The following is a 12952-nucleotide window of genomic DNA, read 5'->3' on the forward strand; positions in this document are numbered from 1 at the left end:
GTTCAATAATTTTTATCGAAAGTGGTTTACGGAGGGGAAACATGTCTACAAAAGCTGATAATCGGCACTTGTATTTAAAAGTGATTGAACGAATAAAAGAGGATATTAAAAATGGAATCTACACTGAGAAAGAAAAGCTCCCTTCTGAATTTGAGCTTTCCAAAAAGCTTGGTGTCAGCCGGGCGACTTTGCGTGAAGCACTGCGGATATTGGAAGAAGAGCATGTGATTATCAGAAGGCATGGTGTAGGAACTTTTGTCCATTCTAAGCCGTTATTTCTTTCGGGCATTGAACAGCTGAACAGTGTAACCAAGATGATTGAACAGGCTAATATGATTCCAGGAACGATTTTTCTTTCATCTCAAGTGCTTATGCCGTCTGATGATGATATCAAGAGATTTCATCTGACATCAGGTCAGGAAGTTTTTTATCTTGAACGTGTCAGAACGGCAAACGGGCAGCCGATTGTGTATTGTATTGACAAAATTCCGATGGATATATTGCCGGATTCTTTTTCTCACCAGCAAGAGTCTATGTTTGACCTGCTTGAGAAAAATTCAGGCTCTGTAATCAGCTACGCTGTAACTGATATTGAGCCGATCGGCTATCATGATACGATTTCTCCTGTGCTGGAATGCGATCCGGAAACAGCTCTTTTGCTGTTAAAACAAACGCATTACGATCAGCATGATAAACCGGTGCTTTATTCATTAAATTATTTCAGAGCCGACAAATTCAGATTCCATGTTTTGCGTAAACGATTCTAAAACAGACGCCTGTGATGTGTCTGTTTTTTTATTTGTCTGGTTTATGTTTCTTTGTACATACTTTTACTGCGGTTAACGCAAGATATAAAGGATGACAAAGTGAATGGGTGAAAATGTTGAAAGAAAAAATAGGAATGAAAAATATTATTGCTCTGGCTTCCGTACCGCTTGTTATGACATTAGGGAACTCCATGCTGATTCCCGTGCTTCCGATGATGGAGAAAAAGCTGTCGGTCAGTTCATTTCAAGTGTCATTAATTATCACTGTATATTCGGTGGTAGCGATCATTTGCATTCCGATCGCGGGGTACCTGTCGGATAGATTTGGCAGAAAAAAAGTACTGCTCCCATGCCTTATTATTGCGGGAATAGGGGGAGCTGTGGCTGCTTTTGCTTCGACATATATAGACAATCCTTACGCTATGATCTTGGCCGGACGGGTTCTTCAAGGCATCGGATCAGCGGGTGCAGCTCCCATCGTCATGCCGTTTATCGGCGATCTGTTTAAGGGGGATGATGAAAAGGTCAGTGCCGGTCTTGGCGATATTGAAACCGCTAACACCTCCGGAAAAGTGCTGAGTCCCATACTGGGCGCCTTACTTGCCTCCTGGTACTGGTTCGTCCCGTTTTGGTTTATTCCGTTTTTCTGTTTGATCAGCTTTTTGCTCGTATTGTTTCTGGTCGAGAAGCCTGAAGAAGATGAGGATGCACCTACAATTTCAGAGTTCCTCAAGAATGTGCGGAAAATCTTTAAACAGGATGGACGCTGGCTCTACACAGTTTTTATTATTGGGTGCGTCATTATGTTTTTATTATTTGGCGTATTATTTTACTTATCAGATACGCTAGAGAATAAATATACAATTGACGGAGTGGCCAAAGGCGGGCTGCTGGCGATACCTCTTTTATTCCTGTCCAGCAGTTCTTTTATAGCGGGTAAAAAGATCGGCAAAGATAAGGCAAGAATGAAATTTTGCGTCGTTACAGGGATGATTATGTTAAGCCTGTCTTTTATCGGCTTGTGGTGGAACCACAGTTTTTATTTTTTATTTATCTTTTTGAGTTTTGGGGGTATTGGAATCGGAATGGCACTTCCTGCTTTAGATGCCCTGATAACAGAAGGGATTGAGAGTGAGGAATGCGGAACTATTTCCTCATTTTATAATAGTATGCGCTTTATTGGAGTAGCTCTCGGGCCGCCTGTGTTTGCGGCATTGATGTCTAATGCAAGCTGGCTTATTTTCATTCTTTCCGCGTTTTGCGGGATTATTTCCTTATTTCTGGTGCTCTTTAATGTAGATGCTAAAAAAAGTGAAGAAGAAAAAAACTTAGGGACGGTTTGACACACCGTCTTTTTTTTGCTGAGAAAAATAGCGAATCTCGGCAGAAAACTTGTGATTAAGAGGCATCAAGCAGGAAGCTCTTTTTTATGTCCAATAGCGGACGAACAATTAATACGTAAGAGGTTATTGTTTCCTTATAAATCCTACAGTTGCTATAATTACATGAAAGAGTGTTTCTGCGAATGCTGAAATTTGGTCATAATACATACTAATAAGAAATGAACGAAGGAGGTTTCACATGTCATATGTCAATGAAGTCAAAACAAAGCACGGCGGTTTAACCGCACATATTGTAGAAACAGAAAAATTTAAAACCGTCTCGCTTATCTTTAAAATGCTGGCGCCCTTAACAAAGGAGCAAGTTACGAAAAGAGCGCTGTTCCCGCATGTGCTGCTTCGAGGAACAGAAAGCCGTCCGAAAACTGCAGAATTGCGTTCTTACCTGGATGAACTGTACGGCACGTCTGTTTCGGCTGATCTCTCGAAAAAAGGTGAACAGCATGTAATTACATTCAGACTTGAAATTCCGAATGAAAAATATTTAAAAGATCAGACGCCGCTCCTTGAAAAAGGGCTGCAGCTTCTCGCAGAAATCGTCTTTTCACCTGCTTTGGAAGCAGGCGTTTTTCAATCGCAATATGTGGATCAAGAAAAACGAACGCTGAAGCAAAGAATTCAAGCAGTTTATGATGATAAAATGCGTTACTCTAATCTAAGGCTTATACAGGAAATGTGTAAAAACGAGCCTTACTCGCTGCACGTCAATGGTGAGATCGACGATGTTGATGCCATTACGGCCGATCAATTATATGAAACATACCGACACGCGATCCAAAAAGACCAGCTTGATTTATATGTCGTCGGCGATGTTGACAGGAAACAAGTGCAAGCTGCTATTGAACAATATTTTCAAACAGAGGAACGCACCCTGGAAGCATTTGTAAACAATCATGCTGAACAACCTGAACCCAAAGAAGTCATTGATGAAGAAGACGTCAAACAAGGCAAGCTGAATATTGGCTATCGGACCAATATTACCTTTACAGATCAGGATTATTCAGCTTTACAAGTTTTTAACGGAATGTTCGGCGGCTTTTCTCATTCCAAGCTTTTCATTAATGTTCGGGAAAAAGCCAGTCTCGCTTATTACGCAGCCTCGCGTATCGATAGCTTTAAAGGTTTATTAATGGTGATGTCAGGAATTGAAGTGAAAAACTACAAACAAGCCGTCTCTATTATTGCCGAGCAATTTCAGGCTATGAAAAACGGGGAGTTCAGTGAGCAAGACATCTCACAGACGAAAGCCATGATTCGGAATCAGGTGCTGGAAACAATTGATACTGCGTACGGTTTATCTGAATTTCTATATCAGCAGGCCGCTGCCCAAGTCGATATTCCGATCGAAGATTTCCTTGCCAATATTGAGCGGGTGACAAAAGAGGATATCATTAAAGTCGGCGAAAAGATTCAGCTTGATACGACTTATTTCTTAAAAGGGACGGAGGGTGCATCTTGATAAAACCAATCGAATTTGAACAGCTTCAGGAGACGCTGTATCATGAAAAAATGTCAAACGGCCTGGACGTATACGTTTTGCCGAAAAAAGGCTTCAACAAGACGTATGCGGTATTCACAACAAAGTACGGGTCTATAGATAATCAGTTTGTCCCTCTTGGAAAAGACGAGATGGTTCAAGTTCCGGACGGGATTGCCCATTTTCTTGAACATAAGCTGTTTGAAAAAGCTGATGGAGATGTTTTTCAAGATTTCAGTAAACAGGGCGCCTCTGCCAATGCGTTCACGTCATTTACAAGAACGGCTTATCTTTTCTCAAGCACGTCAAATGTGGAACGCAATTTGGAGACATTGATTGATTTTGTGCAGGACCCTTATTTTACAGAAAAAACGGTGGAAAAGGAAAAAGGGATTATCGGCCAGGAAATTAACATGTATGATGATAACCCTGACTGGAGGCTTTACTTCGGGGTGATTGAAAACATGTACAAAGATCATCCTGTCAAAATTGACATAGCCGGGACGGTCGAAAGTATATCCCATATCACAAAGGACCTTCTTTACGAATGCTATGAGACGTTTTATCATCCGAGCAACATGCTCCTCTTTATAGTCGGCCCTGTTGATCCTGAAGCGATCATTTCTCAGGTAAGAGAAAATCAGGAAAGAAAACCGTATACAGATCAGCCGGAAATTAAACGGGAAGAAGTAAAAGAGCAAGAAGCTGTTTTCCGGAAAGAAAAAGAAATTAAAATGAATGTTCAGGGACCGAAATGTCTCGTCGGACTGAAATCAAAGCATCCGTATAAATTAGGGAAAGAGCTGCTCAAGCATGAACTTACAATGAACCTATTGCTTGAATCTTTGTTTGGCAAAAGCTCTGCCCAATATGAGTCCCTTTATGAAAAAGGGTATATAGATGAAACGTTCAGCTTTGATTTTACGGCTGAATATGGGTTCGGTTTTGCGGCCATTGGCGGGGACACGCCTGAACCGGATAAATTGGCTGAAGACATTTCAGGCAATCTGCTTCGTGCCGGTGAAATCATCACCGCTGAGAAGATTGAACTTGCGAGAAAGAAAAAAATCGGGTCATTTTTAAAGGCATTAAACTCACCTGAATACATCGCTAACCAATTCACTCGCTATGCATTTTTGGAGATGAGCCTGTTTGATATCGTAACTGTTCTCGAGCAGATCACCCTTGAGGATGTGCAGCAAATCATACAAGAGGAAATTGCTGAGGACAGACTGACTGTCTGCAAAGTGGTTCCTAAATCTTAACATGCATCCCTCCAAGTGAGGGGTGTTTTTCTGCGGAAAGAAGGAAAGAGGATGAAAAAAACAGCATTAGTCACCGGGGCGAGCGGCGGTATCGGCAAAAGCATAAGTGAATCGCTTGCAGCAGAGGGGTATGATCTGCTTTTGCACTACAATCAGAATGAAAGCGCGGCTGCAGAGCTTGCTGAAAAACTGAAACGGTCATTTGGCATATATGCTGATATTTTGCAAGGAGATCTCTCCACTCCCACTGGCGCTGATGAACTAACAAAATCAATTGTTCAGCCGGTTGATGCGATCGTTTTAAACAGCGGCAGAAGCCATTTTGGACTGATTACTGATGTAGATAATGCTACGGTACAGGAAATGGTTCAGCTGCATGTGGCAAGTCCTTACATGCTGACGAGAAACCTTCTTCCAGGCATGATCCGTAACAAATCGGGAGCGATCGTGGCGGTCAGCTCTATTTGGGGAGAGACTGGCGCATCGTGTGAGGTGCTGTACAGCATGGCAAAGGGCGCGCAGCACTCGTTTGTAAAAGGACTGGCTAAGGAGCTGGCCCCAAGCGGTATCAGGGTCAACGCAGTAGCGCCGGGTGCTGTAGATACAAACATGATGAATCAATTCAATCCGGATGAATTAGAAGAGATCGCTGATGAAATCCCGATCGGCAGGCTTGCACAGCCGAAAGAAGTTGCCGAGGCGGCAGCATTTCTCCTGTCTGAAAAAGCTTCCTATATTACTGGACAGATTCTGTCAGTTAACGGCGGCTGGCACTGCTGAAGCAAAATAAAATGTGTATAGTTTCTTTTAAGAAGGACAAAATAATTTTGTAACTTCACATGAAATGGAGGAAACTCACATGTCAGTATTAGAAAACTGGGATAACTGGAAGAATTTCCTTGGTGATCGTTTAAACTATGCGCAAGAAAAAGGCATGAGTCAGGACACCATCACTGACCTTGCTACAGAAATCGGCGGTTACCTGGCTAATGAAGTGGATTCTAAGAACGAGCAGGAAAAAGTGCTGGCAGATCTTTGGAGCGTAGCATCTAAAGAAGAACAGCACGCCATTGCCAATATGATGGTTAAGCTTGTTGAAAATAACAGCACTCATTAAGAAGAGAGGAGATTCTTCCTCTCTTTTTTATGTTTTCCCCATCACAGCAACATTCTTCTTTCTAATTAGAGAAAAATGCTTTATGATAAAGGAAGGTAAAATTTTGCCACAATGAAGGGGGTATATCATTTGGCAAAGCTCGAATGGTATTTTGAATATGAAATTCAAGTGAACCGCCCCGGACTGCTCGGGGATATTTCATCTCTTCTCGGGATGCTTTCTATTAACATCGTAACGATAAACGGCGTCGATCTTTCCAGAAGGGGAATGCTGCTCAGGTGCCGCCATATAGATCAAATTAAGCGATTAGAATCAATCTTAAAAACGATGGAAACAATTAAAGTAACGAAGCTGAGAGAACCAAGGCTTCGCGACCGTCTCGCTGTGCGTCACGGCCGGTACATCCAGAGGGATGCCGATGATAAGAAAACATTTCGCTTTGAACGGGACGAGCTGGGCTTATTAGTCGATTTTATGGCCGAACTGTTCAAAAAAGAAGGCCATAAATTAATCGGGATCCGGGGAATGCCGCGCGTCGGGAAAACGGAGTCAATCGTAGCTTCCAGCGTATGCGCCAGCAAAAGGTGGCTGTTTGTGTCATCTACCTTGCTGAAACAGACAATCAGAAGCCAACTGATTGCCGATGAATACAGCACTGAAAATGTCTTTATCATTGACGGAATTGTATCGACAAGAAGAGGATCAGAACGCCATCTGCAGCTGGTGAGGGAAATCATGAGGCTGCCTGCTACAAAAGTGGTGGAGCATCCGGACATATTCGTTCAAAATACAGAGTATACACTAGATGACTTTGATTATATTATTGAACTGAGAAATGATCCTGATGAGGTTATTACATATGAACATGCTGAAGAACCCCAAATGTTTGATCAATCCGGGTTTTCAAGCTTTGATTTTTAAAATTGGAAGGTGTTTGTTGTGACTGAACTAGGAATCCGGCTGAAAGAAGCCAGAGAGGAAAAAGCAATGTCATTGGATGATCTCCAAGCGGCAACTAAGATTCAAAAAAGGTATTTAACCGCCTTGGAGGAAGGAAATTATGACATTATTCCGGGTAAGTTTTATGTCCGGGCTTTCATCAAGCAATATGCGGAAGCCGTCGGGCTTGATGCTGACCAATTGTTTGAGGAGCATAAAAAAGATATCCCGAATACGTATCATGACGATGTGTCTGAAAAAATCTCCGGCATGAATCTCCAGAAGGAAATGCCAAAGCCTGCTTCTAAGGCGCTGGAATTGCTGCCTACAATACTTGTGATTCTCGGCGTGATTGTCGTGATCGCCATTGTTTACGCTATAATTCAGTTTGCGAATCATAAAAACGATGATAATAGCAATGCGGCATCAGAAAAATCAATCGCGAAAAGTGAAAGCAAGTATGAGATCCCTAAAGATTCAACGCTGAAAGAGAATCAAACCAACAGCTCTGAAAAAGAGACAGACACGAAAAAAGAAACGAAAGACATAGAAGATAAAAAAGAAGACAGTGACAGTGACAAACTAGAGGTGAAAGCAACTGGCACTGAAGGATCTGTAACAACTTATGAAGTGTCCGGCGCTGATAAAATCGAGCTTGAGCTGAAGGCTTCAGACAGCTCTTGGATTCGAGTGCGCGATGAAAACAGCAGCTCTCTTAAAGAGGGTACACTGAAAAAAGACGAAACGTATAAAAAAGACATAACTGATCAGAAACAAGTTGAAATCCGCACAGGATATGCACCTAACCTGAAAATAAAAATCAACGGTGAGGTTCTTTCATATAAACTTGATCCTAAAGAAGTGATGGCACAAACAATAAAGATTGTAAATAAAAAGGAAGAAAAGTCATCTTAATCATCAGGTGACTTTTCTTCACGTCCGAGTATGAAACTGGAGGGGCTTTATGTTTAACTTACCGAATAAAATCACACTAGCAAGAATTGCATTAATCCCAATCTTCATGATTATCATGCTGGCGCCGTTTGACTGGGGCAGGCTCGAATTTGGAGACGAATCCATTCCGGTCACACACTTGGCGGGCGCTATCTTGTTTATTATTGCATCGACGACAGATTGGATAGATGGTTATTATGCCCGCAAACTGAACCTTGTTACAAACTTTGGGAAATTTCTCGATCCGCTTGCGGACAAACTTCTCGTATCGGCAGCGTTAATTATCCTTGTTCAATTTGATCTTGCTCCAGCTTGGATGGTCATTGTGATTATCAGCCGGGAGTTTGCCGTAACAGGTTTAAGGCTTGTATTAGCCGGAACGGGAGAAGTAGTCGCTGCGAATATGCTTGGTAAAATTAAAACCTGGGCACAAATCATTGCAGTATCTGCATTGCTTCTTCACAATCTTCCGTTTGAGCTTGTGTCATTTCCGTTCGCTGACCTGGCGTTATGGGTAGCCGTATTCTTTACCGTTGTATCAGGCTGGGACTATTTCGCTAAAAACTGGGAAGCGCTAAAAGCATCTAACTAAGAAAGAAGGACATACATGATGGAATTTCCAAAAAAAGCAGAGATTATTGCAGTCGGTTCAGAGCTCTTACTCGGTCAGATTGCTAATACAAATGCTCAATTTATCAGCAAACAGCTGGCAGAAATCGGAGTAAACGTATTTTACCATACAGCAGTCGGTGATAATCCGGAGCGGCTGAAGCAGGTCATCCGCATTGCTGAAGAGCGCTCTGATTTTATTATTTTTTCAGGAGGGCTCGGGCCGACAAAAGATGATTTAACAAAAGAAACAATAGCAAATGTGCTGGGACGTCCGCTCGTTTTAAATGATGAGGCGTTTCAATCCATTGAGGATTATTTCAAACGAACAAAACGCACGATGTCACCTAATAACCGAAAACAGGCGCTTGTCATCGAAGGATCTGACGTACTGGAGAATCACTTTGGAATGGCGCCGGGAATGCTTACAGAGCATGATTCGCGCTTTTATATGCTTCTTCCCGGGCCGCCAAGCGAATTGCGTCCGATGTTTGAAAATGAGGCAAAACCGCTTCTTCTTAAAAAGATGGGCTCCAATGAAAAAATTGTATCAACTGTTCTTCGCTTTTTCGGTATCGGCGAATCTCAGCTTGAAGCTGATTTAGAAGATATCATTGATGCACAGACGAACCCGACGATCGCTCCGTTGGCAGCGGACGGAGAGGTGACGCTTCGCTTGACAGCAAAACATGCCGATGAAAAAGAAACAGAGCGTTTGTTAAAAGAAACAGAAGCCGTTATTTTAGAACGTGTCGGTGAATTTTTCTATGGCTACGACGATACATCGCTTGTGAAAGAGCTATCTAAAGCATGCAAGGAAAAAGGCATCACGCTTTCTGCCGCAGAAAGCTTTACCGGCGGGCTGTTTTCCGAATGGCTGACAGACCTTAGCGGCGCTTCAGCATTGTTTTCCGGCGGCGTTGTTTGCTATTCAAACGAAGTGAAGCAAAATGTCCTCGGCGTCAAAAAGGAAACATTGGACCGTTTCGGCGCAGTCAGCGAGGAATGCGCATCTGAGCTCGCAAAGGGTGTTCAGCAGCTCACTGGAAGCGATATTGGCATTAGCTTTACCGGTGTTGCCGGCCCTGATACTCAAGAAGGCCATGCACCTGGACATGTGTTTATCGGTATTTTTGCAAACGGAAAAGAAGAGGTTCACGAGTTTCACTTTGCAGGCTCCAGAACAGGAATCAGAAAACGTGCTGCTAAATATGGCTGCCATTTAATTTTAAAACTGTTAGAGCAAAAATAATGTTTTCAGCACACTATCCTCCTCAAAAAACATGATTTCTCTGACTCATTATGATATTTTGGTAGAAATCAGGCCAAGAAAAAATCCGAATATGCGTTCGCTTTTTTCTTGGCAAATCCCTTCAAACAGGGTATAGTATATGTAGTGGTAACATAAAGGAGGAAAAAATAGAATGAGTGATCGTCAGGCAGCCTTAGATATGGCTCTTAAACAAATAGAAAAGCAGTTCGGCAAAGGTTCCATTATGAAACTGGGAGAAAAGACAGATACAAGAATTTCTACTGTTCCAAGCGGCTCCCTCGCTCTTGATACGGCATTGGGAATAGGCGGGTATCCCCGCGGACGGATTATTGAAGTATACGGTCCTGAAAGCTCAGGTAAAACAACTGTGGCGCTTCATGCAATTGCTGAGGTTCAGCAGCAGGGAGGACAAGCTGCGTTTATCGATGCGGAGCACGCGCTAGACCCGGTATACGCACAAAAACTCGGTGTCAATATCGAAGAGCTTTTACTGTCTCAGCCTGACACAGGCGAGCAGGCGCTTGAAATTGCAGAAGCGTTGGTTCGAAGCGGTGCAGTTGACATCGTTGTTGTCGACTCTGTAGCGGCGCTCGTTCCGAAAGCAGAAATTGAAGGCGACATGGGAGATTCACATGTCGGTTTGCAGGCACGTTTAATGTCTCAAGCGCTTCGTAAGCTTTCAGGGGCTATCAACAAATCGAAAACTATTGCGATTTTCATTAACCAAATTCGTGAAAAAGTCGGCGTTATGTTCGGAAACCCGGAAACGACTCCCGGCGGTCGTGCGCTGAAATTCTACTCTTCCGTTCGTCTTGAAGTACGCCGTGCTGAACAGCTGAAACAAGGCAACGACGTTATGGGGAATAAAACGAGAATTAAAGTCGTGAAAAACAAGGTGGCTCCTCCGTTCCGTACAGCTGAGGTTGATATTATGTATGGAGAAGGTATCTCAAAAGAAGGCGAAATCATTGATCTCGGAACTGAACTTGATATCGTGCAAAAAAGCGGTTCATGGTACTCTTATGAAGAAGAGCGTCTTGGCCAAGGCCGTGAAAATGCCAAACAATTCTTAAAAGAAAATAAAGATATCATGCTGATGATTCAGGAGCAAATTCGTGAACATTACGGTTTAGATAATAACGGAGTAGTACAGCAACAGGCGGAAGAGACACAGGAAGAACTTGAATTTGAAGAATAAAAATAAAATGAATTTGAAATGATAAAAAAGGCAGAGTGAAAACTCTGCCTTTTTTTCTTTTGTATTTTCTGCAAAATAATAATAAATAAATTGGTTTTTTTGACAACTTTTATAGTGCTTCATACGTCTAACAAAACGTGTGTATTTGAAATTAGATTGGGAGGATAAAATGGATGACAAGCCCCACTCACAGAAGAACTGCGAAGCGCAGACGCAGAAAACTAAATAAAAGAGGCAAATTTTTGTTTGGTATGTTGGCCGCAATCATTTGTTTCATGATTTGGAATGCCGTTCATCGAGAGGATGAAGAAGCCGAACCATCTCAAGAAGCTGCAGCGGTTTCTGATACTAGTCAGAAGCAAACGGATCAGAAGAAAAACAAAGCCAAAAAAACAGAGGAACAAATCAAAACAGTGGATCGCAATCAAAAAATCAGCAGTTATTTAAAAGAGATCGGCTTCAGCGGGACAGCCATGATCGTCAGAAATGGGGAAGTCGTAATCAATAAAGGTTTTGGTTACGCGGATCGCGAGCATCACATAAAAAACAATCCTACGACATCTTTTTATGTCGGATCATCACAAAAAGCGCTGATAGCAACCGCTATTTTGCAACTTGAGGAAAAGGGAAAGCTCCAGACAAGTGATCCGGTCAGCACGTATTTACCCCATTTTCCTAATGGAAAAAATATTACATTAAAGAATCTGCTTACTCATACATCGGGAATAAACGGACATGTTGAAGGGAATGGCGCGATCACTCCGGATGACTTAATAAAAGACATAGAGCAGCAAGGAATCAAACGCCAGCCTGGAATGTGGGACTATCAGGATTCTAACTATTCAGTTCTCGCTTATATTGTTGCTGAAGTGAGCGGTGAGTCTTATGAACAATACATAACGAATCATATATTTAAGCCGGCGGGGATGACGCATTCGGGTTTTTACAAGACATATGATAAGCAACCTTATCCAGCTGTCGGCTATAAGCTGAAAGGCAGCAGGGCCATTACACCGTATATGCTCGATTTATCTCAGATGTATGGAGCTGGCGATATATATATGAGTGCTGCTGATATGTACAAATTTGACAAAGCGCTGATAGACGGCAAGCTCTATTCGCAAGAAAGCTATGAAAAAATGTTCACGCCAGGGAGCAGTTCCACATACGGGATGGGATTTTATGTTGCTCCCGGAAGCTATTCAAACCACGGAGTCATGCCGGGCTTCAACGTATTGAACAGCTTCAGCAAATCCGGACAAACCGTTGTTGTTTTGTTGTCGAACATTCAAAATAACGCTAAACTTGGACAAGTGAACAATAAAATATACCAGCTTCTAAATCAGGAGTAATTTACGATCTGTTTTTTCAAAAGATTGGCGGATTCACGTTCGGCAGGATAAATGGGGGCGGCTCGGCAAACGTTAAGCTGGCAAGCTTGACAAGTATTTCCGACACAATTACAATGAAGTTGTAACATTTGTTTTTTTAACATGATTGTTAAACCATTTAAACTTGACAAGGGCGATGAAACTTTCATTCCCTGTGAAGGTTCTGTATGTTGAGAAAACTAGACAATGTACATGCCGACACTTATTTTGAGCAACAACCAAGTTCATAGCAAGAGGAGGTGAAAGTATGACCCCAATTATGATGGTTCTCATCTCCATTTTGCTGATTCTACTCGGTTTAGTTGTTGGCTACTATGTTCGTAAAACCATTGCCGAAGCGAAAATTGCAGGCGCACGCGGTGCAGCCGAGCAAATTCTTGAAGATGCAAAGCGTGATGCTGAAGCACTGAAAAAAGAAGCTCTGCTTGAAGCAAAGGATGAAATCCACAAACTTCGAATAGATGCTGAACAAGAAGTTCGTGAAAGACGAAATGAGCTTCAAAAACAAGAAAACCGTTTACTCCAAAAGGAGGAAAACCTTGATCGCAAACATGAGGGAATT

The 12952-nt window shown here is 42.4% G+C and carries 13 protein-coding genes; all 13 read left to right on the forward strand.

What is annotated here, in order from left to right:
• Window positions 1-41: 41 nt before the first annotated feature.
• Window positions 42-767 carry a GntR family transcriptional regulator gene (locus CJU60_RS11625; protein WP_059292764.1) on the forward strand — a complete coding sequence of 242 codons (726 nt, stop codon included), beginning with the start codon at window positions 42-44 and terminating at the stop codon, window positions 765-767.
• Window positions 768-901: 134 nt separating this feature from the next.
• Window positions 902-2110, forward strand: a complete 1209-nt coding sequence (gene bcbE, locus CJU60_RS11630) for a bacillibactin exporter BcbE (RefSeq protein WP_240312855.1) — start codon at window positions 902-904, stop codon at window positions 2108-2110.
• Between the two features lie 238 nt (window positions 2111-2348).
• On the forward strand, window positions 2349-3626 hold the full coding sequence (gene yfmF, locus CJU60_RS11635; protein WP_095713852.1) for an EF-P 5-aminopentanol modification-associated protein YfmF: 1278 nt from the start codon (window positions 2349-2351) through the stop codon (window positions 3624-3626).
• Complete coding sequence (yfmH, locus tag CJU60_RS11640) at window positions 3623-4909, forward strand: EF-P 5-aminopentanol modification-associated protein YfmH (RefSeq protein WP_044155844.1); 1287 nt, start codon at window positions 3623-3625, stop codon at window positions 4907-4909. The genes yfmF and yfmH overlap by 4 nt, the downstream gene beginning before the upstream one ends.
• 51 nt (window positions 4910-4960) lie before the next feature.
• Window positions 4961-5689: an elongation factor P 5-aminopentanone reductase gene (ymfI, locus tag CJU60_RS11645; RefSeq protein ID WP_024121450.1), complete on the forward strand. Its 729-nt coding sequence runs from the start codon at window positions 4961-4963 to the stop codon at window positions 5687-5689.
• 79 nt (window positions 5690-5768) lie between these two features.
• Window positions 5769-6026 (forward strand): DUF3243 domain-containing protein, encoded by a 258-nt coding sequence (locus CJU60_RS11650; protein ID WP_024121451.1) that lies wholly within the window; start codon window positions 5769-5771, stop codon window positions 6024-6026.
• A 129-nt stretch (window positions 6027-6155) separates the two neighbouring features.
• A complete protein-coding gene (locus tag CJU60_RS11655) occupies window positions 6156-6947 on the forward strand; it encodes a DUF3388 domain-containing protein (RefSeq protein WP_024121452.1) in 792 nt (263 codons plus the stop codon).
• Between the two features lie 18 nt (window positions 6948-6965).
• Window positions 6966-7880 carry a cell shape determination protein RodZ gene (gene rodZ, locus CJU60_RS11660; protein ID WP_095713853.1) on the forward strand — a complete coding sequence of 305 codons (915 nt, stop codon included), beginning with the start codon at window positions 6966-6968 and terminating at the stop codon, window positions 7878-7880.
• Between the two features lie 49 nt (window positions 7881-7929).
• A complete protein-coding gene (pgsA, locus tag CJU60_RS11665; RefSeq protein WP_024121454.1) occupies window positions 7930-8511 on the forward strand; it encodes a CDP-diacylglycerol--glycerol-3-phosphate 3-phosphatidyltransferase in 582 nt (193 codons plus the stop codon).
• Between the two features lie 18 nt (window positions 8512-8529).
• The gene (locus tag CJU60_RS11670) at window positions 8530-9780 is read left to right on the forward strand and encodes a competence/damage-inducible protein A (RefSeq protein WP_095713855.1); all 1251 of its coding nucleotides are present in this window, start codon (window positions 8530-8532) and stop codon (window positions 9778-9780) included.
• A gap of 172 nt (window positions 9781-9952) precedes the next feature.
• Entirely contained in the window at window positions 9953-10999 is a 1047-nt protein-coding gene (recA, locus tag CJU60_RS11675; protein WP_010334307.1) for a recombinase RecA, read from the forward strand.
• 173 nt (window positions 11000-11172) lie between these two features.
• Entirely contained in the window at window positions 11173-12351 is a 1179-nt protein-coding gene (locus tag CJU60_RS11680) for a serine hydrolase domain-containing protein (RefSeq protein ID WP_095713854.1), read from the forward strand.
• A gap of 286 nt (window positions 12352-12637) precedes the next feature.
• The coding region (locus tag CJU60_RS11685) for an Rnase Y domain-containing protein (RefSeq protein ID WP_141243777.1) at window positions 12638-12952 on the forward strand (315 nt) is incomplete at its 3' end.

The organism is Bacillus sp. 7705b (assembly GCF_002289525.1).
Lineage (GTDB): Bacteria > Bacillota > Bacilli > Bacillales > Bacillaceae > Bacillus > Bacillus halotolerans.